The following is a 24,212-nucleotide window of genomic DNA, read 5'->3' on the forward strand; positions in this document are numbered from 1 at the left end:
ATGCGCTCCGGCGGCGCACGCGGTTCCGCGATGGGCCGCGAGGGGCCGCTCAGAGCAGGTGCGCGACCCGCTCGAGGTGGGCGCGCTGCTCGTCGGGGCCGCCGAGCCCGTAGACCCGGAGCACCTCCGCGAGGTCGGGCGCCTGCGCCGCGACGGCGTCGGCGGCCGCAGCCAGTTGGCGACCCGAGGCGACGGCGCGGAGCAGACCGGCGACCGCGCCGGCGACCACGGCGGGGTCGGGGGCGTCCTCCGGGCGGCTCAGCGTCGTCGAGTCCTCGCGCGCCACGAGCTCGACCCGGGCGGCGACCTCCTCGAACGGCAGACCCCGCTCGACCTCGTCGGCCAGCGCGAGCAGGGAGCGCAGGCGCTGCACGGCGAGCGGGTTGCCGAACTTCACGCGGTGCCCGTTCACGACCTGCGAGAGCATCGGCGCGCTCACGCCGAGGGTGCGGGCGACGCCGGCCTGGCTGAGCCGGAGGACGGTCGTCACGCGGCGCACCGAGTCGCCTACCGTGCCCCCGTAGAGCCGCGCCTGCTCCTCGAGGGTCGTCCGTGGGCCGGTCATGCGGCGACGATAGCAAAGGGGAATGATGTGTTTGCGATTGCGAACACGCGGGAAAGCCGGGCCTCGAAGGAGGTCCCCATGACCATCGACGAGCACCGCTCCCGCCCCACCGCCACCGCCGCCACCACCGTGGCGTCCGGCCCGCTGGCCGTGCTGCTGGCCCTGCTGCTGAGCCCGGGCGTCGCGCTCCTGCCCGCCTCGACGTCCGCCGCCGCGGCGCCGGCCGCCCCGAGCCCGGCCGTCGCGGACCCGGACGACGACCCGGCCCGCACCGTCCTCGTCCTGGACGCCTCGGGCTCCATGGCCGAGCCGACACCGGACGGCTCCACCCGGATCGAGGCGGCCCGCGCGGCCGTCACCGACGTGGTCAACGGACTGCCCGACGACGCCGAGGTCGGCCTCCGGGTCTACGGCGCGACCGTCGACACCGGCGACGGTGCCTGCGAGGACTCCCAGCTCGTGGTCCCGGTGGGCACCGGGAACCGCGACGACCTGCGGGCCGCCGTCGCGGCGTACGAGCCCCTCGGCGAGACGCCGATCGCGTACGCCCTCCAGCAGGCCGCGGCCGACCTCGGCCCCGAGGGCGAGCGCTCGATCGTGCTGGTCTCCGACGGAGAGGCGACCTGCGACCCCGACCCGTGCACGGTGGCCGGTCAGATCGCCGAGAGCGGGGTGGACCTCCGCGTCGACGTCGTCGGCCTCGACGTGGACGGCGACGCCCGTGCGCAGCTGCGCTGCGTCGCGGCAGCGGCCGGCGGCACGTACGTCGACGCCGCGGACGCCGGCGAGATCGCCGAGGGGATCCGGGGGGCGACCGAGCGGGCGCTGAACCCGTTCGCGCTCGACGGCACGCCGATCGAGGGCGGTCCGAGCCTGGAGGAGGCGACCGACGTGGGCGCGGGCGTCTGGGTCGACGAGATCAGCGCCGACGCGGACCGCTGGTTCCGCTACGAGCGGACCTACCCGGACTCGACCGTCCACGTCGCCGCCGCGACCCTCGGCACCACCGACGACGCCGCCGACCGCGTGGTCGTCGAGACGCTCGGCGGGCCCGACCTGTCCTGCGGGAGCGGCAGCGACCTCAAGCAGCTCAACACCGCGCGGATCGTCGCCGCCGGTGCCAGCGCGGGCCCGCTGAGCCGGTTCAACCCCGAGGAGTGCTCGGGCGACGCCGTGTGGATCCGCGTCGAGCGGGACTTCAGCACCCTCACCGACGGCATCGCGCCCTACCGCCTGCAGGTCGTGGAGGAGCCGCCGGCGGAGAACCTCGACGAGCTGCCCGAGCGCACGTCCGCCTTCGACGCCGAGGTCAGCGCGCCCCTGCCCGGCGACGCCACGCCGATCACCCCGGGCTACTCGTTCGCCAGCGCCGCCGAGACGACGACGGGGACCTACGCGGCGAGCGTCGTCCCGGGCGAGACGCACGTCTACCGCGTGCGGCTCGAGGCCGGCCAGAGCCTCCAGGTCGGGGTGAGCGTGCCGCCCCAGACCGAGGCGGCGCGCCAAGCGCTCGGGGGCGGCTACCGCCCCGCGGACGTGCAGCTCTACAACCCGCTCGGCGGGCACCTGACGACGCCGTCGGCCGCGAGCGCGAGCGGCCGGGCCACGTCGGACGCCGGTGAGGAGCTCACGACCGCCACGGCGGCCGTCACCTACCGCAACCGGACCGGGTCGCTGGACGCGGAGGGCCTCGCGGGCTGGTACTACGTCGTCTACGCGGTCGACGCGGCCGACGTGGGGGTCGAGCAGCCCTACGAGCTGAGCCTCGAGGTCGTCGGCGAGCCCGCCGGGCAGCCGACGTACCCGGACGGTCAGGAGGTGCTGGGTCTCGACGGGCCCGGGACCGTGGAGCAGGCCGAGAAGGACGCCGAGGGCTCCGGGGAGGCCGACGACACCGAGGGGCCCGGGGAGGACCGGGACGCGGCCGAGGACGGTACGTCGGGCGGCGCGCCCGTCGCCGTGCTGGTGTCGGCCGGGCTCGGCGCCGCGGGCCTCGTCTGCGTCGTCGCCGGGTTCCTCGTGCTCAGGCGACGCCGGGGCTGACGGGGCCGACGGGCGCGCCGCGTCGTCCGTCGTCACAGCGCGACGGCGAGCAGCGCCGTGGCGACGACGATCAGGGCGACGCCGAACAGCACGAGCAGCGGACCGGTGGCGGCCCCCGGTGGTCGCGCCGGTCGGGGCCCCGGGACCGGCTCCGGCTCCGGCAGCGCGACGTGCTCGAACACCTCGGGACCCTCCTCGGCGCCTCCCGGGGCTGCGAGACCGATCGCGCGGACCCGTGCGGCGAGCTCCGCCGCGTCCGCCGTCCTCCGGGCCGGGTCGGGGTCCGCAGCCGCGAGGAGCACCGCAGCGAGCGCGGCCTCGGGGCTGCGGTGCGGCAGGTCGCGCGCCTCGGCGAACGCGGCCGGCGGCGGGACGCCGGTGAGCATCTCCAGGCCGGTGGCGGCGAGCGCCCAGACGTCGGACCGCGCGTCGGCGTCGGCGCCGGCCCGCACCTCGGGGGCCACGTACCCGGGCGTCCCGACCACCGCGGAGGCCCGGGTGAACCGCGTGTCCTCGGCGCGCAGCGCGAGGCCGAGGTCGGCGAGGTAGGCATGCGGGCGGCCCGTGCCGGTGGGAGCCAGCAGGATGTTGGCGGGTGTGACGTCGCGATGCACCCACCCCGCCTCGTGCACCGCGGCCAGGCCGTCGGCCGCCTGCGCCACGATCCACCCGACCCACGACGCGGGCAGCGGCGCGAAGTCGCCGACGAGGTCCGCCACGGAGCCGCCGCGCACCAGCGGCAGCAGCACGAGGGTCCTCCCGCCGAGCACGGCCGAACCGACGGGCGCGGCGACGTGGGGGTGCGCGATCCGCGCCCGGGCCTCCCGCAGCAGTCGGAGGTGGCCCGTCGCCTCGGCGTCGCGTCGCAGCAGCTTGCCCGCCCACAGGCGCGCGTCCCGACGGTCGCGCACGACCCAGACCTCGCCGTGCCCGCCCGCTCCGACGAGCTCGACCAGCTCGAGGTGCTCCGCGTCGTGCGACACGTCGCCGACCCTAGGTCACGCCCGCGCCCCGATCGCCCGTCCCGGCTCAGCCCGTGTTGCGCAGCCCGGCGGCGATGCCGTTGATCGTCAGCAGCAGGGCGCGCTGGACGTCGGGGTCGGCCTCGGTGCCCTCGGGCAGGTCGCGCACGCGGCGCAGCAGCGCCACCTGCAGGGCGTGCAGCGGCGCGAGGTAGGTGTCGCGCAGCGCCAGGGTGCGGTTGAGCACGGGGGCGCCCTCCAGCAGCGCCGCCTGCCCGGTCACGTCGAGGACGTGCTCGACGGTGCGCGCGTGCTCCTCGCGGATGCTGCCGAACAGCCCCCGGTGCTCGGCCGGCACGAGCGCCTCGACGTACGCCTCGGCGATGTCGAGGTCGGTCTTCGCCAGCGTCATCTGCACGTTCGACAGGAAGGTGCGGAAGAACGCCCACGAGCCGTACATCTCGCGCAGCGTCTCCCCGCGCCCGTCCTCGAGGGCGGCCGCGAGGCCCGAGCCGACGCCGTACCAGCCCGGCAGGATGATCCGCGACTGCGTCCACCCGAACACCCAGGGGATCGCGCGCAGGTCGTCCAGGCCGCCGGCGCCGCCGGGCCGCTTGGCGGGGCGCGAGCCGATGTTCATCCGGCCCAGCTCGTCGACCGGGGTCGCGGAGACGAAGAACGGCACGAGGGCGGGGTCGCGGACCAGGGCGCGGTACGCCGTCTGCCCGGCCGCCGCGACGACGTCCATCGTCGCGTTCCACCCCTCGAGGACGTCGCTCGGCAGCAGCGAGCGGCGGTGCAGCACCGACGCCTCGACGACCGCGGCGAGCGCGCCCTCGAGGTTGCGGCGCCCGAGGCCCGGCAGGCCGTACTTGTCGGAGATGACCTCGCCCTGCTCGGTGATCTTGATCGGCCCTGTCAGCGACCCGTAGGGCTGGCTCATGATCGCCTCGGCGGTCGGGCCGCCGCCGCGCCCGACGGAGCCGCCGCGGCCGTGGAAGAGCCGCAGCGCGACGCCGTGGCGGGCCGCGATGTCGCGCAGCGCCCGCTGTGCGCGGTGGATCTGCCACTGCGAGGCCGCGATGCCGGCGTCCTTCGAGGAGTCGGAGTAGCCGAGCATGATCTCCTGCACGTCGCCGCGCGCGGCGACGAGACGTCGGTAGGAGGGCTCGGACAGCAGCGCCTCCAGCAGGGGACCCGCGGCCTCGAGCTCGGCGACGGTCTCGAACAGCGGCGCGAAGCCGATCCGCGCGGTCGCGGGCCGGGTCTCCGCGCCGAGGTCGACCAGGCCGACCTCCCGGGCGAGCACGACCACGGCGTACAGGTCGTCGACGTCGTGGGTCATCGAGACGATGTAGGTCTCCACCACCCCGTCGCCGTGCTCGTCGAGCGCCTCGCGGATCGTGCGCACCAGGTCGAGCGAGGCGGTGGCCGCCTCGCCCAGGTCGCCGAGGTGGGTGGCGTGGGCGCCGGTCAGCGGCCGGGGCGAGGCCATCTCGCGCTCCAGCACGGCGATGCGGCCGGCGCGGTCGAGGTCGGCGTACGCGACACCGTCGGCGCCGGTCTCGCCGAGCCGGTCGTAGAGCTCCGCCAGGGCCGCGTGCGCCTTGCCCGAGTGCTCGCGCACGTCCATCGTCGCGAGGCCGGTGCCGAAGGCGACCGCCGTGCGCAGCAGGCGCAGGATCGCGCCGTCGCCCAGCAGGGTGTCGCCGCCGGCCAGCAGCGAGTCGCGGGCCACCGACAGGTCGGCGACGAGCTCGTCGACGGTGCGGTAGTGCCGGCCCGGCTCGTGCGGGGTGCCGGCGCGCAGCCGCTCCCGGGTCAGCTGCAGCTTGACGCGCACGAAGCTGAGCTTGACCCGGTAGGGCTCCTCCGCGTTCAGGCGGCGCACGTTGCCCCAGGTCACGGGCAGCGCCTCGGCGTCGGCCTCGAGGCTGGCGCGCAGCTCGTCGGTGATCTCGACGACCCGGGTGCTGGGGGTCATCTCGGTGAGGATCTCGCCGACCATCGCGTGCAGCTCGTTGAGGCCGGCGAGGTGCTGCAGCCGCAGGATCTCGAGGGTGACCGCGGGCGTGACGTTGGGGTTGCCGTCGCGGTCGCCGCCGGCCCAGGTGCCGAACCGCAGCGGCCGGGCGTCGGCGGGCAGCGCGACGTCGAGGGTGGCGAGCCGGCGGTCCAGCTCCTCGAGCAGCTCGGGCACGACCTCGGTCGCGATCGAGCGCAGGTAGTAGACGGCCGTGCGGGCCTCGTCCATCGGCTCCGGCTTCACGACCCGCAGCTCGTCGGTCTGCCACAGCAGGTCGACCAGCTCCGCCAGCCGCCGCTCGTCGCGGGCCCGGCGCCCGGCCGGCTGCTGCTCGTCGAGACGCCCGGCCACCTCGGCGACCTTGCGCAGGAGCCGCAGCACGCTGCGGCGCGAGGCCTCGGTGGGGTGCGCGGTGAAGACGGGGCGGTACTCCACCGCCCCGAGGATCCGCTCCAGGTCATCGCGCTCGAGGCTGCCGTCGGCCAGCGCGTCGGCGACGCGCCCGACGGTCGCCGCGAGGGGGCCGTCGTCGCCGGCCTCGAGCTCGGCGAGGCGGTGCAGCTGCTCGGCGGTGTTGGCGAGCTGGAAGTACGCCGTGAACGCGCGCGCGAGCACGACCGCCCGTGCCGGGTCCACCTCGTCGAGGGTCGCGACCAGCGCGTCGTCGCTGGGCTGGCGGGCCAGGCCGCGCACCCGCTCCACCAGCTCCAGCAGCTCGGCGCCCTCGTGGCGGGTGAGGGCCTCGCCCAGCAGGGTCGTCAGCCGGCGCACCGAGGCGCGCAGCGCGGTGTGCTGCTGCACCGAGGTGACGCCGCCGCCGAACTGGGCGGCGTCGGGCTCGCGCCGGTCGGCGGCGAGGAGGTCGGCGACGGACGGGCTCTCGGCGGGGCTCTCGGTCGTCATGGCGCCCAGTCTGGCGTGTCCGCGTGTCGGTCGTGTGACGGGTCCGCCGGCCGGGCGCACGGATCTGCTCAACCGGGCGCGTCCCGCGCCGATGAGGCGCACATGGCACCGGCACGACGGCGAGCGCGCGACGGGGGCCGCGACCAGCGAGGAGCGGTCGCGGTCCTCGTCGCCGTGCTCCTCGCGGTGCTGCTCGGGGCGACCGCCTTCGTGGTCGACCTCGGCATGCAGCGCGTCCTGCGCCAGGACCTCCAGGCGCTCGCCGACGTCGTCGCCCTCGACCTCGTGCGCGACCTCGACGGCAGGGACGCCCCCGCGCTGCGCGGCCGCCTCGACGCCGAGGTCACCGCCGCGCTGGAGCGCAACGCCGCGCTGCTGGGCGACGAGGCCCCGGTCGTCACCTACGAGCTCGGCGAGCTCACCACGGCCGGCGCCTTCCGCCGCAACGACGCGGCGCCCAGCGCGGTGCTGGTCCACGCCCGCTCCTCGGTGCGGTACGCCTTCACCCCCGGCCGCGGGGCCGCCGCCCGGTCGGCGGTCGCGAACGCGACCTCGTCGGCCTGCTACCAGCTCGGCTCCTACGCCGCGATGGTGCAGACGGGCCGCTCCGCCCTGCTGAACCCGCTGCTGCGCCGGATCGGGCAGTCCAACGCGACCCTGTCGGCGCTCGACTACACCGGTCTCGTCGGCACGCAGGTCTCGCTCGACCGCCTGGCCGCCGAGCTGGGCGTCGGCACGGTCAACGAGCTGGCGACGACCTCCGTGCGCGCGGGGGCCTTCGCGCTGGCCCTCGCCCGGGCCCTGCCGGCCGGCGCGAACCCGACCCACGTCAACGTCGCCAACGCGCTGGAGGTGTGGGCGCGGCACCGGATCGAGCAGGTGAACGTGGGCAGGATCCTCGGCATCTCGTCCGGCTCGCCGGCCGTCGTGGGTGCGAACCTCAACCTGCTCGACCTCGTCGCCGGGTCGCTGTTCGCGATCAACGGGACGAACTTCATCGACTCCTACGTGGGCACCCTGCTGCCGGGGATCATCAACACCGGCGTGCGGGTCAAGCTCGTGCAGGGCCCGCGGCAGTTCTGCGGGCGGCCCGGATCGACCGGTTCGACGGCGGGCAGCGCCGACACCGAGCAGCTCTCGGCCACGGTCAACGCCACGCTGAACCCGAACGTCGCCACCGTGTCGGTGCCGGCGATCCCCGGCCTGCTCGGCTCGGCCTCGCCGCTGACCGTGCACCAGCCGAACAACGTCAACGTGACCGTGTCGGCCGCGGCGACCGAGTCGGTGCTGCAGTCGGTCACCTGCGGGTCCACGCGTGGCGTGTCCCTCGACGTCACCAACGGGCTGGCCACCGTCACGCTCGAGACCAACGTCCGCACGACGCTGGTCGCCGACCTGGCCCTCGGCGCGCTCGGGTCGCTGACGCGGGTGCAGGTCGACGTGAACGCCGGCGTGCGCGTCACGGCGACGCTGAGCCGCCACCGCGTGAGCGACGTGCGGATCACCGTGCCGCCCCAGGCGTACGACACCTTCTACCCGACCGGCACGTCCGGCGTCTCGCTCGGCGCGGCGACCCGCACGTACGCCAACGCCTCGGCGCACCTGTCGCTCCTCGGCGGGCTGCTGGGCGCCGGCGTGAGCCTCACGACCGCGCAGCAGGCCAGCCTGATCGACTCGGCGGTCACGGGCGCGGTGCGCGCCTACTTCGACGCCTCGAACCCGAACAGCATCGTCAGCACGCTCGTGAACCCGATCCTGGCGCTCACCGGCACCGACGTCGCCGGCTCCCGCGTGGCGCTGTCGAGCAGCCCCGGCCCGCAGTGCGGGACGCCGGCGCTGCGCGGCTGAGGGCCCGGAACGACGACGACCCCGCGGGCCCGGAGGCCCGCGGGGTCGTGCGCGTCAGCGGCTCAGCGGCTCACCGGTCACTGGGCGGCGTCGGCCTCCAGCGCGGCGGCGACGCGGCGGTGCGCCTCCCAGATCTCCTCGGGCAGGCCCGAGAACTGCTGCAGGTGCTCCTCGCGGAAGCCGATCTCCTGCTGCCAGCGGGTGTTGTCGATCGACAGGATCCGCTCGAGGTCGGCCTCGGGGATGTCGAGGCCCTCGAGGTTGAGCTCCTCGCGGGTCGGGATGATGCCGACGGGCGTGGTCTGGCCCTTCACCTCGCCCTTCTTCAGCTGCACGAGCCAGAGCAGGGCGCGCAGGTTCTCGCGGTATCCCGGCCACAGGAAGTGGCCGTCCTCGGCGTCGCGCTGGAACCAGTTGACGTGCGCGAAGATCGGCTTCTCCGTCGCCTGGCCCAGGATCTTGAGCCAGTGGGCGGCGTAGTCGGCCTCCGCGTAGGACATGAACGGACGCATCGACATGGGGTCGTAGCGCAGCTGCCCGTCGAGACCGTCGGCCGCGAAGGTCGCCTCGGCGCCCAGCGTCAGCCCGTCGTACACGCCCTCGGCCACGTCGTGGATCGCGCGCACCAGCGGCTCGCGGTCACGGGTGCGGCCGCCGAAGATGATCGCGTCGACCGGCACGCCGGCCGCGTCGTCGTAGTCGGGCGCCACGTTCGGCACCTGGCTCAGCGCGACGGTGAAGCGGCTGTTCGGGTGGGCCCACGGCAGGCCCTTCTCGTCCTCGGACCGGTCGGCGATCTTGTCGCCCTTCCAGTCCTCCCACCCGGTGACGTCGGCCGGCGGGTTCTTCGTCTTGCCCTCCCACCAGACCTCCTGGGTGGTGGGGTTGTACGCGACGTTGGTGAAGATCGCGCCCGAGTTCTCGTCGATCGAGTGCAGCGCGGTCGGGTTGGTCGCCTCGTTCGTGTCCTTCGCGACGCCGAAGACGCCGTTCTCGGGGTTGAACGCGTAGAGCTTCCCGTCCTCGCCCGGCCAGATCCAGGCGATGTCGTCGCCGTAGAACTCGACGTAGTAGCGGTCGCCGAGGGCGTCGGGCGCGAGCGTCATGGCGAGGTTGGTCTTGCCGGAGGCGCTCGGGAAGCCGCCGACGACGTGGTATTTCTCGCCGGTCTGCTTGTCGGTGATGCCCAGCAGCAGGAACTGCTCGGAGAGGAACTCGCCGGAGGCGAAGCCGTCGAACGACGACTGGCGCAGGCCGTGGGCGATCTTGCCCAGCAGCGCGTTGCCGCCGTAGGACGAGCCGTAGTGCAGGATCGTGCGCTCGTCGGCGACGGTCACGAAGTAGCGCTGGTCGTCCGGGGTGCCCTGGCCGAGGTTCGGCAGGTCGCCCGCGACGTGCACGGCCTTGACGAAGCTCGTCGGGTCGGCGAGGTCGTTGATGTAGGAGACGCCGACGCGGGCCATCCGGATCATGTGGAGCACGACCGTGCGGGTGTCCGTCAGCTCGACACCGGCGGCGAAGCGCTCGAGCGGCGAGCCCTGCGGAGCCATCAGGTAGGGGACGACGTACATCGTCTTGCCCACGAGCTGGCCGCGCATCTTCGACGTCAGCAGCTCCTTCATCTCCGCGGCCGGGCGCCAGTTGTTGTAGAGGCCCTTGTGGGCCTCGTCGTTGGTCGCCACGATCGTCCGCTCCTCCGAGCGGGCGGTGTCCTTGTGGTAGCTCCGGGAGTAGTAACGCCCCTCACCGGCGGGAAGCAGGTCACCTGCCTCGACCGACTCGGCGATCAACCGGGCGTCGTCCGACGCGTCTACGACCTCGATCCGCTCGGCTCCGGTCACCTCCGCCCAGTACGCCACGTAGTCACGCACGTGGGGGTTGGTCAGACCGGCTGCGTCCAGGGCCGCATCCACATTCGCCATCTTGCCCGGATCCTCTCCGTCGGCGCACTGCGTAAGTGCGCTGCGTTAATGTGTCGACGATATTTGCACACGGACGGCCCGCTGTGCGGGGCGACCCTGGAAGGGGCCAGATGGACGTGAGCGCGGCGCCGGGACGGGCCGAGGCCGACCTCCTCCGTCTGGTAGAGGGCCCAGCACGGGTCCGGGAGCGCACCCTCCCGATGTCCGGGGCGTGCCCCCACCGAGCCCGCCGGGACCCGCTCGACGCCTCGTCGTGCCCCGTGGTCCGACCACCCGCCGCGCACCGCCCCGGCGGCAGCGTCGCCGGGCGCCGGAGGAGCACCTCCGGGCTCCGCGCGGTCGCAAATGCCCACGTGGTGGGGGTTCTGACCTCCGCGGCGCATCCGCCTGCCCGGTCGGACGGCCGCGCCGACCTCGACCACCCTTCGGGTCTGTGAACGTCGTCGAACCGGTCCCGCACTCCCCGCTCGAGAACGTCCTGGGGGTGATGACCGGGACCTTCGTCGCGTCCCTCGGGCTGCTGTTCCTCACCGGTGTCGACGCGGTCACCGGGGGCACCGCCGGGCTCGCGCTCCTCGTCGTCTATGCGAGCGGCCTGTCGTTCGGTGTGCTGTTCATCACGGTGAACCTGCCCTTCTTCGTTCTCGCCGTGGTGATGAAGGGGTGGGCGTTCACGCTGCGCAGCCTCCTGTGCGTCGCCCTGGTGAGCGGGTTCAGCGAGCTGCACCACCGGATGGTGTCGCTGGGCGACCTCTCGGAGCCGTACGCCGTGGTGGCCGGCAACGTGCTCGTCGGCATCGGCCTGCTCATCGTCTTCCGTCACGGTGCGAGCCTCGGCGGCTTCAACGTCGTGGCGCTCCTGGCCCAGGAGCGCCTGGGCTGGCGGGCCGGCTACGTGCAGATGGGGCTCGACGTCGTGGTCGTGCTCTCGGCGGCCGCCGTGACGTCCCTGTCGATGGTGCTGCTGTCGGCCGTCGGGGCCGCGCTGCTCAACCTCGTGCTGGCGCTGAACCACCGGCCCGGACGCTACGTCGGCGCCTGACGGGCTCCCGACGGCCCGCGTCAGCAGGCGCCCCAGATCCCGCGGTCCTGGGCGCGGGCGGACTCCTCGGCCCGGGCGTACGCCTGGTGGCGCTCGACCTCGTCGTCGAACACGTAGACCTCCGCCCATCCGGCGGCGAGCACGGCCTCGCCCACGTCGGTGCCGTCCGACGTCTCGACGTAGCGCAGCAGGCGGTCGTAGCGGTCCCGGTCGCCCTGGGTGGGGTCGGCGACCAGCACGACGTCGGCACCCTCCGGCAGAAGGTCGGCGACCACGCCGGTGGCCTCGTCGCCACCGCACTCGGGCGTGCCCCGCACCTCGGGAGCGTCGAGGCCGAGCAGGCGTACCCGTTCCACCGTGCCGTCGGCCGTGCGGACCCGGACCGTGTCACCGTCGGTCACGGCGTCGAGGACGCCGGAGGTGCGGATCCCGTCCGACCCCTGGCCCGATTCCTGGCCCGATTCCTGGCCCGACCCCCGGCTGGAACCGTCGTCGGCGCTGCGCCCCGCGGCGTACACCGCCACCAGCGCCAGCGCGGCCAGCACGAACGCGATCACCCGACCCCGCACCTGGACCTCCCACCTGTGTCGTCGATGTCGGCACCGTACGGCGCGGTGCCGACACCGACGACGGATCGCTGTGGGGGAGGGGGTGCGGGACCGGGTGACGGGTCGCGCTGGGTCGTGCTGCGGGAGCGTCAGGCGCCGCCGACGCGGCCGAACGTGATGTTGCTGCTCCACACGCGCTCGAGCTTCACCCGGTCGCCGGAGCCCGGCGCGTGCCAGATGTAGCCGTGGCGGCCGGAGTAGATGCCCACGTGGTAGACCCGCGAGCCGCTGTGGAAGAAGACGAGGTCGCCGGCGCGCAGGTCCTTGCTGAGGATCCGCTGCGTGCCGCTGCGCTGGGCCGACGAGGTGCGCGGCAGGTTCACGCCGACGCGCTCGTAGACGTACTTGACGTAGCCGGAGCAGTCGAAGCCGCTGGTCGAGGTGCCGCCGTAGCGGTACGGGGTGCCCTGGAGGCTGCGGGCGTGGCCGACGACGCGGCCGCCGCGCTGGTCGACGCGGGCCTCGTACGCGGTGCGCTGCAGGGCGCCTCCCGCGGGGACGGCGGCGCCGGAGACGCCCGCGGAGGCGGGCTCGACGCTCATGCCGACGGCGGTCGTGGTGGTCGCGGCGGCCAGGGCGAGAGCGGCGCCGAGGAGGGCGCGCCGGACGGGCCGGGCCTGGGTGGGCAGGGCAGGGTGCTTCACGGTCATGAGGGGATTCCTTGCGGCGACGCCTGCGAAAGATGACCTGTCGGGTTAGGGCTGCCGTTGCCCCGGCCGGTTGTCCCGGCCCTCACCCCGAGCCGCCTCGCGGCGGCGTAGTGCTGGCTCTCCCGTGCCCACCGCGTCATGCATCTCTGCGTCTCCCCGGGAGGTGGTGGGCCTCGGCGGCCTTCCCGGACGGCCCCACCGGGTGCGGTGAGGACTTCGGCGATCCACTGTGGACGTCGGCCGACGTCTCGCCAACCTGAGGCGGACGTGAGACATGTCACGTCGGCCGGGCGGCGCCGGCCCGTCGAGGTCCGCGTGTCGTGCGGGCGGCACCCGCGGGGTGCGCTAGTGCGTAGGGTCGGCGCGTGCCCGTCCCCCCGCCCCGCACGGACGCCCCGGCCCCGCCCCCGGGCACCCGCGTACGCCTCGACCAGGGCGCGCGCCGCTTCGGCGCCCTGCTGGTCGGGGGCGCACCGGCCCGTGCGGTGCGCCTCGGGCCGGGTGGGCTCGCGCTGCTCGCCGACGGCGGGTTCGAGCTCGACGGGTCACCCGCGCGGGCGGCGCTGGCCGAGCAGCTCGTCGGCGCCGGGCTCGCCGCGTACGACACCGAGGCGTCCGACCGCACCGTCCCCACCGAGGGGCCGGAGCCGGTCGACGACGTGCTGGTGGTGGTGCCGGCGTACGAGCGCGCCGCCGGCGTCGAGCGCCTCCTCGACGCCCTCGGCGCTGCGGCCCCCGTGCTGGTCGTCGACGACGCCTCGCCGGACCCCTCGGCGCTGCGGGCGGCCGCTGCGCGCCACGACGCCGAGGTGCTGCGGCTGCCGACCAACCTCGGTCCCGCGGGGGCGCGGAACGCAGGGCTCGCGGAGGCCCGGAGGCGCGGCGCCGCGTTCGTGCTGTTCGTCGACTCGGACGTGGTCGTCGGTCCCGACGCGCTGGCCCGCCTGCGGCGCTGCTTCCTCGACCCGCGCCTGGCGCTGGCGGCGCCGCGGATCGGCCCGCTCGAGGAGGCCGGCTCGGCGCTCGCGCGCTACGAGGCGGTCGCGTCCTCCCTCGACCGCGGCCCGCGCTCGGCCACCGTGGCGCCGGGGGCGCCCGTCGCGTACGTGCCCTCGGCCGTCCTGCTGGCCCGCGTCGAGGCCCTCGGCGACGGCTTCGACGAGACCCTGCCCGTCGGTGAGGACGTCGACCTGGTCTGGCGACTGCACGCCGCGGGGTGGCGGGTGCGCTACGACGCCGGCGCGAGCGCCCGGCACGACCACCGGGTGCGGCTGCGGGACTGGGCGGGGCGACGCGCGGACTACGGCCGCAGCGCCGGTGCGCTCGCCGACCGCCACGGCGACCTCGTCGCGCCCGCGGTCCTGGCTCCGCTCGGGGTCCTCGAGGTCGGGGCGCTGCTGTGGCAGCGGCCGGCTGGGGCCGTGCTCGCCGGCGCCGGCGCGGTCGAGATCGCGCGTCGCCTCGCGGCGCGTCTCGGGGGCGACGCCGACGCCCGCCGCGCGGCCGTGACCCTGGTGGCGCTGGCCGGCTGGATGAACGTCGAGCAGCTCGCCGCCGCGCTGCTGCGCCACCACTGGCCGCTCACCGTGCTCGGCCTCGCCACCTCCCGGCGCGTCCGCCGGCTCGTCGCCGTGGCCGCCGCCGTGGACACCCTCGCCGCGTGGGCGCGGCAGCAGCCGGACCTCGACCCCGCCACGTACGCCCTGCTGCGGCGCCTCGACGACCTGTCCTACGGGTACGGCGTGTGGCGCGGCGCGGTCGCGACACGCTCCGGCGCCGCGCTCCTCCCCGCCTGGCGCAAGGCCTGAGCGGGGGGGAGCGCGGCGCCGGAGGTCGGAGCTGCGCCCGTGCGGGCGGGTGCGGTCAGCCGCGTCGGCGCGTACGCCCCACCCCCACGAGGGTCGCGCCGCCGACGACCAGGGCGATGGCGAGACCGATGAGGCTCATCCCGACCGGCGAGCCGGTGTCGGGCAGCCAGCCGCCGCCCCCGCCGGTGCCGCCGCCGGTGCCGCCGCCGGTGCCGCCGCCGTTGCCGGCCTCGTCCCCGTCACCGGGGCCGCCCGGGGTGCCGTCGCCGTCGTCGTCCGCGGCGACGACCACGACCGACGTCTGCAGGCTCTCCCCGCCGCCGCTGGCGACGATGGTGAGCGTGCCCGGCTTCGTGCCCGGCGGGACGACGAAGGTGTCGGTGAACCGGCCGTCGTCGTCGGTCGTGACGGTGCCACGGCCGATCTCGTTGCCGTCCGTGTCGGTGTAGACGACCTCGATCTCGGTGTTGGGCGGGAAGTTCTCGCCGACCGTCGTGACGGTGTCGCCCGGCTCCACGGTGGGCGGGCCCGCCTCCAGCGTCGGCTCCGGGTCCGGCTCGGGAGCCGCCGTCGGGTCCGTGACGGTGATGGTGTCGGTGGCGGTGTTGCCGTCGGTGTCGGTGGCGTCGACGGTGAGGTCGCCGGGGACGGTGTCGTCGGGGATGGTGAATTCGGTGGTGAAGTCGCCGTTCTCGTCGGTGGTGACGGTCTCGGTGCCGATCTCGTTGCCGTCGGCGTCGGTGTAGACGATGTCGACGTCGGTGTTGGGCGGGTAGCCGTCGCCGATGACGGTGATGGTGTCGCCGGGTTCGGCGGGGTCGGGCCCGACGGTGATGGTCGGGTCGAAGACCGGGGCGGTGACGGTGACGGTGTCGGTGGCGGTGTTGCCGTCGGTGTCGGTGGCGTCGACGGTGAGGTCGCCGGGGATGGTGCCGTCGGGGACGGTGAAGTCCGTGGTGAAGCCGCCGTCGCCGTCGGTGGTGACGGTCTCGGTGCCGATCTCGTTGCCGTCGGCGTCGGTGTAGACGATGTCGACGTCGACCTCGGGTGCGAAGCCGCCGCCGATGACGGTGATGGTCTCGCCGGCCTCGACCGGGTCGGGTCCGACGGTGACGGTGGGTGTGGCCGGTGCCGGGTCGGCGACGGTGACGGTGTCGGTGGCGGTGTTGCCGTCGGTGTCGGTGGCCTCGACGGTGAGGTCGCCCGGCACGGTGCCGGCGGGGACGACGAAGTCGGTGGTGAACTCGCCGTTCTCGTCGGTGGTGACGGTCTGGTTGCCGATCTCGTTGCCGTCGGCGTCGGTGTAGGTGATGGCGACGTCGATCTCGGCGGGGTAGCCGGTGCCGTCGGTGGTGAGGGTCTCGCCGGGCAGGAGCGCGCCGGGTGTGGCGGTGACCTGCGGGTCGGCGAGGACGGTGACGGTGTCGGTCGCGGTGCGGCCGTCGGCGTCGGTGGCGACGATGGTGAGCTCGCCGGTGGTGGTGCCGGCGGGGACGGTGAAGGTGGTGCTGAAGCCGCCGTCCTCGTCGGTGGTGACGGTCTCGGTGCCGATCTCGTTGCCGTCGTCGTCGAGGTAGGTGAGCTCGACCTCGGTGTCGGCGGGCCAGCCGCCGGAGATGACCGCGACGTCGTCGCCGTAGGTCACCTCGTCCGGACCAGCCGTCAACGTCGGCGTGAAGACCGGCTCGTTGATGGTGATGGTGTCGGTGGCGGTGTTGCCGTCGGTGTCGGTGGCGTCGACGGTGAGGTCGCCGGGGACGGTGTCGTCGGGGATGGTGAATTCGGTGGTGAAGTCGCCGTTCTCGTCGGTGGTGACGGTCTCGGTGCCGATCTCGTTGCCGTCGGCGTCGGTGTAGACGATGTCGACGTCGGTGTTGGGCGGGTAGCCGTCGCCGATGACGGTGATGGTGTCGCCGGGTTCGGCGGGGTCGGGCCCGACGGTGATGGTCGGGTCGAAGACCGGGGCGGTGACGGTGACGGTGTCGGTGGCGGTGTTGCCGTCGGTGTCGGTGGCGTCGACGGTGAGGTCGCCGGGGATGGTGCCGTCGGGGACGGTGAAGTCCGTGGTGAAGCCGCCGTCGCCGTCGGTGGTGACGGTCTCGGTGCCGATCTCGTTGCCGTCGGCGTCGGTGTAGACGATGTCGACGTCGACCTCGGGTGCGAAGCCGCCGCCGATGACGGTGATGGTCTCGCCGGCCTCGACCGGGTCGGGTCCGACGGTGACGGTGGGTGTGGCCGGTGCCGGGTCGGCGACGGTGACGGTGTCGGTGGCGGTGTTGCCGTCGGTGTCGGTGGCCTCGACGGTGAGGTCGCCCGGCACGGTGCCGGCGGGGACGACGAAGTCGGTGGTGAACTCGCCGTTCTCGTCGGTGGTGACGGTCTGGTTGCCGATCTCGTTGCCGTCGGCGTCGGTGTAGGTGATGGCGACGTCGATCTCGGCGGGGTAGCCGGTGCCGTCGGTGGTGAGGGTCTCGCCGGGCAGGAGCGCGCCGGGTGTGGCGGTGACCTGCGGGTCGGCGAGGACGGTGACGGTGTCGGTCGCGGTGCGGCCGTCGGCGTCGGTGGCGACGATGGTGAGCTCGCCGGTGGTGGTGCCGGCGGGGACGGTGAAGGTGGTGCTGAAGCCGCCGTCCTCGTCGGTGGTGACGGTCTCGGTGCCGATCTCGTTGCCGTCGTCGTCGAGGTAGGTGAGCTCGACCTCGGTGTCGGCGGGCCAGCCGCCGGAGATGACCGCGACGTCGTCGCCGTAGGTCACCTCGTCCGGACCAGCCGTCAACGTCGGGGCCACCTCCACGGTGACCGTGTCCGTCGCCGTCCCGCCGTCGTCGCTCTCGCCGGTGACGGTGAGCGTGCCGGGCGCGACGCCCGGCGGCAGCGTGAACGAACCGGTGATCTCGCCGTCACCGTTCGAGACCACGGTCTCGGTGCCGACGGCGGTGCCGTCGGCGTCGGTGAAGGTGAGGGTGACGTCGCTGTCGGCGGGCCAGCCGCCACCGGTGACGTCGATCGTCCCCTGCTGCGGGACGGTGGCCGGGCTCGCCTCCAGGGTCGGCGTCTCCAGGACGGTGACCGTGTCGGAGGCCGTGGAGCCGTCGGGGTCGCTCGCCTCCACGGTGAGCTCCCCGAGCGCGGTGCCGTCGGGCACCACCACGGTGGTGGTCGCGCGGCCGTCGGAGTCGGTGGTGACGGTCTCGGTGGCGACCTCGTCGCCGTCGGCGTCGGTCAGGACGATCGTGATCTCGGTGTCCGGCGCCCAGCCCTCGGTGACGATGTCCAGGTCGTCGCCCACGCGCACCTGGTCGGGCGAGGCCTCGACCGTCGGCTCGACGGCGTTGCCGACCCGCACCGTGGACGAGGCCAGGGCGACCTCGGCCAGCGGACCGGTGGCCAGGTTCGGCAGGAGCGAGATGCCGAGCGCCCGCACGGTGGCGGAGCCCGTCTCGTTGACGAGCTCGGACGGGTCCTCGTCGACCTGCTGGTTGATGACGATCTGCGCGATGTTCGGCAGGACCTGGTCGAGCAACGGGCTGAGCGCGGTGGTGGCCGTCTGGACGGCCGTGTTGACGGTGGTCTCCAGCGTCGTGGTGATGCCCGTGACGAGGGGGGTGACGGCGGCACCGACGGTGCCGATGGTGGTCGTCAGAGCGGTGGTCAGCAGGCCGCTGAGCGCGCCCGGGATGGCCGGCGGCAGCGTGATGACCGGCGCGCCGGCGTCGGGCACGCCGGCGAACGAGGCCAGGGTGCCGCTGACCGCGATGGACAGGTCGGCCGGCGGCGAGCCCAGCAGGGAGAGCGTGGCAGGGACGTCCAGGTCGAGGGTCGAGCCGAGCACGGCCGCTTCGACGGCCTCGCCGACGGACGTGCCGAGACCGCCGAGCGCGTCGGCGATGCCGGCGCCGATGGCGTCGATGGTGTCCGCGGTGAGGAGCTGGGTGTTCGGGTCCAGGCCGTTGAGGTCCTCGGCGTCCGGACCCTTGAGCAGCTTCGCGACGTCGACCTCGATGGTGCCCTCCGAGAGGTCGATCGTGACGATGCCGTCGGTGCTGGTCAGCGGCTCGGCGAGCACCTCGTCGGCCACGGCGGAGAGGTCGACGTCGATGCTCGCCGTGCCGGGGCCGGCGGAGATCGAGGCGACGAACGGCACGGACAGGTCGATGTCGAGGGCGGCGAGGATCGCGCCGAGGTCCCCCTCGGGGCCGGCGGCCGCGTCGAGCACGCCCTCGACGTCGGTCACGGTCTCGTCGAGACCGGCGGCGAGGGTCTCCAGCGCCGGGCTGTTCACGACGACCCGCGCGCCGGCCAGGCCGTAGTCGCGCTGCGCCGGGCTGCCCGCGGTCTGCTCTGCACGGGAGGCGAGCGCGCCGAGCTCGACGCTCAGCTGGTCGACGACCGAGTCGGTGATGCCGTCGAGGCCGAGCTGGCCGAGGAGCGCGGTGAGGTCGAGCGAGGTGGAGCCGATCGTGCTGGGGTCGCCGACCTCGCCGAGGTCGATGGCGCCGTCGTCGCTGACGGCGCCAGCCGCCGCGACGGAGCTGTCGGGGCTCGGGGAGCTCGACGTCGCGTTCAGCAGCCCGACCGCGGCGTCGTCGCCCAGGTCGAGCAGGCCGGGCTCGCCGCCTGAGGCCACCAGGGGCAGGGAGATGCCGGGGAGCTGGACGCCGACGAGCTGCTCGAGGAGGTCGGCGTCGATCCCGGCGGTGTTCGGCCCGGGGTCCGACTCGCTGCCCGACGCGGCGCGCACCGCGTCGGCGAGGTCGGCCGTGAGCAGGTCGGTGGCGATGAGACGGGCCTGGCCCTCGGCCTCGTCGGCCGGCGCCGCGACGGCGCCGTTCTGCGCCGTGGTGCCCACGACGAGGAGGGTCGCGAGGGCTCCGGCGACGAGGAGGCGCCCGCCGCGCAGGGCGTTCCGCGCCGTGCCGGGGGACGGGGGGGTCGGGAGGGAGGGAAGGCGGGAGGGCGTGTCTGCCTGCATCTGGGCTCCGAGTCGAGAGGTGGCGAACGTCACCACCATTACCCAATTGGCTGTGCCAGCAGAAGGCAGACGGGTGTTCCTACCGTGAAGTAACTTTTTGGACGACTGAAAAGAGCAGGTCAGAGGGGGTGCGACGAGCCCTTCGCGGTGGGCATGGGTTGCGGCGTCCGTCGCCGCGTGGGTCCGATCGGCCCCGCTCGGGGCCGGTCGTTCAGAGCCCGAAGCCGCCGTCGGCGTTCACGACGGAGCCGTTCAGCGCCGCGCCCGCCGGGGAGCACGCCAGGGCGACGACGCGGGCGACCTCGGTCGGGTCGAGGGCGCGCCGCAGCCCCTGGTGCGAGGCCAGCTCGGCCACGCCGGCCTCCCCCTCGAGGCCGTACAGCTCCGCGGTCCGGGTGAGCATCGGCGTACGCATCGCCCCGGGGGAGACCGCGACGGCGGCCACGCCGGTGCCGACGAGGTCGGCGGCCAGGCCGCGCACGACCCCGACCACGGCGTGCTTGGCCACGGTGTAGGCGGCCAGGCCGAACATGCCGTGCTCGCCGGCCGCGGAGGCGATCGCCACGAACCGCGCCTGCCGGGGGTCCGGGGAGGCGAGCAGGTGCGGGACGCAGGCACGCGCCGTGTTCCACACGCCGCGGGCGTCGACGTCCCACAGCTCGTCGACCACCTCGTCCGGGGTCTCCCACAACGGCGTCCCGCCGTCCATCACGGCGGCGGCCGCGACCACGGCGTCGAGCCGGCCGTGCCGGGCGACCACGTCGGCGGCGAGCTCCCGCAGCGCTGCGCCGTCGCGGACGTCCACCCGGTGCGACTCCGCACAGCGCCCGGCCACCGGGGCCACGTCGACGCCGACCACCGTGAAGCCGTCGTGGTCCAGGGCGGCGAGCACCGCCGTACCCAGCCCGCCCGCGGCCCCCGTGACGAGGGCGACCGGCCCGCTCACGCCGTGCTCGACGGGGCGCTCTCCGGCGTCCCCGCCCGTCCGGGGGCGGGGGCCTGCAGCAGCCCACGGTGGTCGGGTGCGCCGTGGCGCACCCGTCGCAGCACGTCGCGCACGATCTCGGCCGTGAGGGTGCGACCCTCCTCGGCGCTGGCGCCCGTGGGATCGCCGAGCACGCCGTTGGGCGAGGCCGCCCGGACGCCGCCGGTCATCAGCGTCGGCAGCAGGTCGGGCAGCGACGCGGTGTTGCCGGGCTCGGCCCGGCGCAGGTCGACCGCGGAGGGTCGCAGGTAGAGCATCATCGAGGTCTCCGTGCGGCCCGCGTGCAGGTCGACCTCCTCGGTCGCGCACGCCGCCCACGCGGTGTCGTGGCCCTCCTCGCGCAGCTGGGCGACCGCCTTCTCCAGCGCGAACACGTTGCCTCCGTGGGCGTTGACGAGCACGACCCGCGGCGTCCACAGCTGCGCGGACCGCACGAGCTCGACGAGCAGGTGGGCCAGCGCGTCGGTGCCGATCGACAGCGTGCCGGGGAAGCCGTGGTGCTCGCCGGACGCCGCGTACGTCAGCGGCGGCGCCACCAGCACCTGCTCGTCGCCCAGGAGGTGGGCGGCGACCCGCCCCGCCACCTCGGCGGCGATGACGCTGTCGGTGTCGAGGGGCAGGTGGGGGCCGTGCTGCTCGAGGGAGCCCACGGGCACGAGGAGGAGCGCGCCGGGGGTCACGTCCGGCCAGGGGCGTGCGGTCAGGGCGGGGGACATGGTGCGCTCCTCTCGTGGTGGGCGTCGGGGTGGGCGCCTCAGGCGCTCGCGGGGGCCGCGCGCCGGCCCGGCGACGGTGCCGGGACGTCGCCGAGCGTGCGGTGGAAGCCGTCCGGGACGAGCAGGTGCTCGGGCCGCAGGTCGTGGATCGACGACACTCCCATGCCACGCAGGCCGGAGTCGACGCCGGTGCGCAGGATGTCGAGGACGTTCCCGACGCCCTGCTCGCCGTTGGCGGCGAGACCCCACAGGTACGCCCGCCCGATCAGCACCGCACGGGCCCCCAGGGCCACGGCCTTCACCACGTCGGAGCCGCGTCGCACACCGCCGTCGACGACGACCTCCACCTGGTCGCCGACCCGGTCGGCGATCGGCTTGACCATGCGGATCGCCGCCGGCGTGCCGTCCAGGTTGTTGCCGCCGTGGTTCGACACCGAGATGGAGTCGACGCCCGCCTCGACCGCCCGCAGCGCGTCGTCGACGCGGCTGACGCCCTTGAGCACGAACGGCTTGCCGCCCGAGATCTGCTTCCACTGCGCGCACATCCAGGCGATGTCCTCCCACGACGGCGGGGTCGTGGTCATCCACTCGTAGTAGGCGCCGAAGAAGGTCGGGCCGACGGCGCCGCCGGGCGGGGCGAGGTTGGGCGCGGTGAGGTCGGGGATGGTGCCGGTCCGGCCGAAGGTCCACAGCCACCGGGGCTTCGTGGCGACCCGCGGCGCGAACCGCACCATCGTCTTGAGGTCGACCTTCTCCGGGATCTCGGGCGAGCCCCAGTCGCGACCCATCGAGAAGGACCAGTCGGTGGTGGCGATCAGGCCGAGCGCGCCGGCGTCCTGGGCCCGCTGCATGCGGTGCAGCATGATGTCGCGCTCGCCGGTCCAGTACATCTGGAAGAACGTGCGGGCCCCCGTCCCGGTGACCTCCTCGACCGACTTCGAGGCGAAGTTCGACAGGCCCATCAGGGTGCCGCGGCTGTGCGCGGCCCGGGCCACGGCGACCTCCCCGTCGGGATGCACGGCCTGCACGCCGGTCGGGCTGATCACCACGGGCTGCGAGATCTCCTGGCCCCACAGCGTCGTGGCCTGGGAGCGCTCGGCCTGCTGGCCCGCGACGACCGGCTGCAGACCCAGCTCCGCGAAGGCGGACTGGTTGTCGCCGGCGGACTGGCCGCGCTCCGAGCCGGCGACCAGGGCGCCGTAGACCGGCTGCGGCAGCCGCTTGCGGGCGCGCTCCTGCGCGACGGCGACGGACTCGAACCAGGGGTTCTGCTTCCAGGGGTTCTGCAGCCACTCGGGCTTGGCCATGGGTCTCTCCTGCGGGTGGTGTGCCGGCGGGCACGGACGGTCGGCGCGACCGCGCCCGCCGGCAGATCGGGGATGGGTGGTACGGGGCGGGTCAGCAGCCGCAGGCTCCGGAGGCGCAGCCGCCACCGCCGCCGATCGGCCCCGTCCCGGGGTCGAAGCCCGCCAGGGGGCTCTCGGCGCAGGCCGAGACCGGGCGCGACCGGGGCGTGAGCGCCGACTCGAGGTCGGCGGGGCGCCGGGACAGCTGCAGCATCACCGGCTGGTTGCGGGTCGGGTTCTTCTTCGAGTGGTCCTGGCTCGCCGCCGGGACCACCCGCCCGCCGGCCTCGTTCATCGCCGCCAGGGCCGACTCGCCGTAGCCCTGCACGCACTCCGGGTCGGGGCCGTCGAGGGGGAGGCCGGTGAAGAACTTGGCGGCCATGCAGCCGCCGCGGCAGGAGTCGAAGAAGCTGCAGCTGGCGCAGGCGCCGCCGGTCTGCGGCGAGCGCAGGTCCTGGAACAGCGGGGAGGTCTGCCACACCTGCTGGAATCCGCCGTCGGTCAGGAGGTTGCCGGCGTGGAAGTCGTCGTGGATGGCGAAGGGGCAGGCGTACACGTCGCCGATCGGGTCGATCAGGCACACGACGCGCCCGGCGCCGCAGAGGTTGAGGCCCGGCAGGGCGCCGCTGCCGTCCTCGTCGCCGAACGCGGCCAGGTGGAAGAACGAGTCGCCGGTCAGGACGTTCTCGCCGTGGGCGACGAGCCAGTCGTACAGCTCGCGCTGCTGCTCGGGCAGGGGGTGCAGCTCGTCCCACACGTCGGCGCCGCGGCCGCTGGGGCGCAGCCGGGTGAGGCGCAGCATGGCGCCGTAGCGGTCCGCGATCGCCTTGAACTCGTCGAGCTGGCCGATGTTCTGCCGCGTGCAGACCACCGAGATCTTCGCGTCGCCGAACCCGGCCTCCTGGAGGTTCTCCAGCGCGCGGATCGCGGTGTCGAAGGAGCCCGGGCCGCGCACGTAGTCGTTCACCTCGGCGGTCGCGCCGTCGAGGGAGATCTGGATGTCGACGTAGCCGTTCATCGCGGGCGATGCGAGGAACGCCGCGCGCTCCTTGTCGAGCCGCACGCCGTTGGTCGAGAACTTCACGCCGACGTCGTGGGCGATGGAGTACTCCAGCAGCTCCCAGAAGTCGGGGCGGATCGTGGGCTCGCCGCCGCCGATGTTGATGTAGAAGACCTGCATCCGCTGCAGCTCGTCGATGACGGCCTTGGCCTGGTCGGTGGACAGCTCGCGGGGGTCGCGGCGCCCGGAGCTCGACAGGCAGTGCGCGCACTCGAGGTTGCAGGCGTACGTCAGCTCCCAGGTCAGGCAGATCGGCGCGTCGAGGCCCAGCTCGAACTGGTCGACGAGCCGGTCGCCGCGCGGCGTGCGGTCGCCGGTGGTCGGGAGCAGCCGGCCGATGGCGGTGGTGGGCTGCTGGCTCGGCTGCTGGCTCGGCTGCTGGGGAGCGCGCTCCGGGGAGCGCTCGGGGGCCAGGGTCATGCTGCGGCTCCTTCGTCGTCGCCCGCGTGACGGGGGCGGATCATGTCGGTGCGGGCGAGGCCGGTGAGCGCGGCGGCGTACGCCTGCCACTGGGTCTCGGGCACGCCGGCCGCGGCGAGGGCCGCGGCCACGTCGGGCTGCTCGCCGAGCGCCTCGACGACGCGCACCAGCTCGGGGCGCTTGAGGAAGGTCAGCTTCCGGTTGCCGAAGTGGTAGGCGAGCGCCCCGAACGGCTCGGGGCGCAGCGCCACGGAGGGCGAGAGCACCCAGGGCTCGTCGAGAGCCACCGTGACGGGCTCGGTGCCGGTCGGGGTGCCGGTCGGGGCGTCGCTCATC

16 protein-coding genes are annotated in these 24,212 nt (G+C 74.5%); 4 read left to right on the plus strand and 12 right to left on the minus strand.

Going from position 1 to position 24,212, the window contains the following annotated elements:
- Positions 1–49: 49 nt before the first annotated feature.
- The gene (locus RDV89_RS19470; protein ID WP_315735853.1) at positions 50–565 is read right to left on the minus strand and encodes a helix-turn-helix domain-containing protein; all 516 of its coding nucleotides are present in this window, start codon (positions 563–565) and stop codon (positions 50–52) included.
- A 78-nt stretch (positions 566–643) separates the two neighbouring features.
- Here RDV89_RS19470 and RDV89_RS19475 point away from each other — a divergent pair, with 78 nt between their 5' ends.
- On the plus strand, positions 644–2,608 hold the full coding sequence (locus RDV89_RS19475; RefSeq protein WP_315735854.1) for a VWA domain-containing protein: 1,965 nt from the start codon (positions 644–646) through the stop codon (positions 2,606–2,608).
- 32 nt (positions 2,609–2,640) lie between these two features.
- On the opposite strand, the gene RDV89_RS19480 is transcribed toward RDV89_RS19475, so the two are convergent.
- Together RDV89_RS19480 and ppc are read right to left on the minus strand one after the other, a co-directional pair.
- Positions 2,641–3,591 (minus strand): serine/threonine-protein kinase, encoded by a 951-nt coding sequence (locus tag RDV89_RS19480; protein ID WP_315735856.1) that lies wholly within the window; start codon positions 3,589–3,591, stop codon positions 2,641–2,643.
- Positions 3,592–3,637: 46 nt separating this feature from the next.
- The gene (gene ppc / locus RDV89_RS19485) at positions 3,638–6,499 is read right to left on the minus strand and encodes a phosphoenolpyruvate carboxylase (RefSeq protein WP_315735858.1); all 2,862 of its coding nucleotides are present in this window, start codon (positions 6,497–6,499) and stop codon (positions 3,638–3,640) included.
- Positions 6,500–6,601: 102 nt separating this feature from the next.
- Between ppc and RDV89_RS19490 the strand changes: the two genes are divergently transcribed.
- Positions 6,602–8,347, plus strand: a complete 1,746-nt coding sequence (locus RDV89_RS19490; protein WP_315735860.1) for a pilus assembly protein TadG-related protein — start codon at positions 6,602–6,604, stop codon at positions 8,345–8,347.
- A gap of 77 nt (positions 8,348–8,424) precedes the next feature.
- Here RDV89_RS19490 and RDV89_RS19495 read toward each other — a convergent pair whose 3' ends face one another.
- Positions 8,425–10,269, minus strand: a complete 1,845-nt coding sequence (locus RDV89_RS19495; protein WP_315735862.1) for a phosphoenolpyruvate carboxykinase (GTP) — start codon at positions 10,267–10,269, stop codon at positions 8,425–8,427.
- 433 nt (positions 10,270–10,702) lie between these two features.
- Between RDV89_RS19495 and RDV89_RS19500 the strand changes: the two genes are divergently transcribed.
- Positions 10,703–11,311, plus strand: a complete 609-nt coding sequence (locus RDV89_RS19500; RefSeq protein ID WP_315735864.1) for a YitT family protein — start codon at positions 10,703–10,705, stop codon at positions 11,309–11,311.
- A gap of 20 nt (positions 11,312–11,331) precedes the next feature.
- On the opposite strand, the gene RDV89_RS19505 is transcribed toward RDV89_RS19500, so the two are convergent.
- Together RDV89_RS19505 and RDV89_RS19510 are read right to left on the minus strand one after the other, a co-directional pair.
- Positions 11,332–11,868 (minus strand): thermonuclease family protein, encoded by a 537-nt coding sequence (locus tag RDV89_RS19505; RefSeq protein ID WP_315735866.1) that lies wholly within the window; start codon positions 11,866–11,868, stop codon positions 11,332–11,334.
- Positions 11,869–12,008: 140 nt separating this feature from the next.
- Positions 12,009–12,569: a C40 family peptidase gene (locus tag RDV89_RS19510; protein WP_315735868.1), complete on the minus strand. Its 561-nt coding sequence runs from the start codon at positions 12,567–12,569 to the stop codon at positions 12,009–12,011.
- A gap of 365 nt (positions 12,570–12,934) precedes the next feature.
- Here RDV89_RS19510 and mftF point away from each other — a divergent pair, with 365 nt between their 5' ends.
- Positions 12,935–14,377 (plus strand): mycofactocin biosynthesis glycosyltransferase MftF, encoded by a 1,443-nt coding sequence (mftF, locus tag RDV89_RS19515; RefSeq protein ID WP_315735870.1) that lies wholly within the window; start codon positions 12,935–12,937, stop codon positions 14,375–14,377.
- Between the two features lie 55 nt (positions 14,378–14,432).
- Here the strand turns inward: mftF and RDV89_RS19520 are convergent, their stop codons facing one another.
- The 6 genes from RDV89_RS19520 to mftB form a co-directional block, all read right to left on the minus strand.
- Entirely contained in the window at positions 14,433–19,226 is a 4,794-nt protein-coding gene (locus RDV89_RS19520; RefSeq protein ID WP_315735872.1) for a choice-of-anchor G family protein, read from the minus strand.
- A gap of 334 nt (positions 19,227–19,560) precedes the next feature.
- Positions 19,561–20,295 (minus strand): mycofactocin-coupled SDR family oxidoreductase, encoded by a 735-nt coding sequence (locus RDV89_RS19525; protein WP_315735874.1) that lies wholly within the window; start codon positions 20,293–20,295, stop codon positions 19,561–19,563.
- Positions 20,292–21,050 carry a mycofactocin biosynthesis peptidyl-dipeptidase MftE gene (mftE, locus tag RDV89_RS19530; RefSeq protein ID WP_315735876.1) on the minus strand — a complete coding sequence of 253 codons (759 nt, stop codon included), beginning with the start codon at positions 21,048–21,050 and terminating at the stop codon, positions 20,292–20,294. Before mftE ends, RDV89_RS19525 begins: the two co-directional genes overlap by 4 nt.
- A 38-nt stretch (positions 21,051–21,088) precedes the next feature.
- Positions 21,089–22,357, minus strand: coding sequence for a pre-mycofactocin synthase MftD (gene mftD, locus RDV89_RS19535; protein WP_315735878.1), 1,269 nt, complete (start codon positions 22,355–22,357; stop codon positions 21,089–21,091).
- A 91-nt stretch (positions 22,358–22,448) separates the two neighbouring features.
- The gene (gene mftC, locus RDV89_RS19540; RefSeq protein ID WP_315735880.1) at positions 22,449–23,876 is read right to left on the minus strand and encodes a mycofactocin radical SAM maturase; all 1,428 of its coding nucleotides are present in this window, start codon (positions 23,874–23,876) and stop codon (positions 22,449–22,451) included.
- Positions 23,873–24,211, minus strand: a complete 339-nt coding sequence (gene mftB / locus RDV89_RS19545) for a mycofactocin biosynthesis chaperone MftB (protein WP_315735882.1) — start codon at positions 24,209–24,211, stop codon at positions 23,873–23,875. The genes mftC and mftB overlap by 4 nt, the downstream gene beginning before the upstream one ends.
- Position 24,212 lies beyond the last annotated feature (1 nt).

This window comes from Nocardioides imazamoxiresistens (genome assembly GCF_032378595.1).
Lineage (GTDB): Bacteria > Actinomycetota > Actinomycetes > Propionibacteriales > Nocardioidaceae > Nocardioides > Nocardioides imazamoxiresistens.

Bases quoted from the DNA above. Each gene is read 5' to 3' on its own strand.
- RDV89_RS19470 (WP_315735853.1), bottom strand. From the start codon at position 565: ATGACCGGCCCACGGACGACCCTCGAGGAGCAGGCGCGGCTCTACGGG.
- RDV89_RS19475 (WP_315735854.1), top strand. From the start codon at position 644: ATGACCATCGACGAGCACCGCTCCCGCCCCACCGCCACCGCCGCCACC.
- ppc (WP_315735858.1), bottom strand. From the start codon at position 6,499: ATGACGACCGAGAGCCCCGCCGAGAGCCCGTCCGTCGCCGACCTCCTC.
- RDV89_RS19490 (WP_315735860.1), top strand. From the start codon at position 6,602: ATGGCACCGGCACGACGGCGAGCGCGCGACGGGGGCCGCGACCAGCGA.
- RDV89_RS19495 (WP_315735862.1), bottom strand. From the start codon at position 10,269: ATGGCGAATGTGGATGCGGCCCTGGACGCAGCCGGTCTGACCAACCCC.
- RDV89_RS19510 (WP_315735868.1), bottom strand. From the start codon at position 12,569: ATGACCGTGAAGCACCCTGCCCTGCCCACCCAGGCCCGGCCCGTCCGG.
- mftE (WP_315735876.1), bottom strand. From the start codon at position 21,050: ATGTCCCCCGCCCTGACCGCACGCCCCTGGCCGGACGTGACCCCCGGC.
- mftD (WP_315735878.1), bottom strand. From the start codon at position 22,357: ATGGCCAAGCCCGAGTGGCTGCAGAACCCCTGGAAGCAGAACCCCTGG.
- mftC (WP_315735880.1), bottom strand. From the start codon at position 23,876: ATGACCCTGGCCCCCGAGCGCTCCCCGGAGCGCGCTCCCCAGCAGCCG.
- mftB (WP_315735882.1), bottom strand. From the start codon at position 24,211: ATGAGCGACGCCCCGACCGGCACCCCGACCGGCACCGAGCCCGTCACG.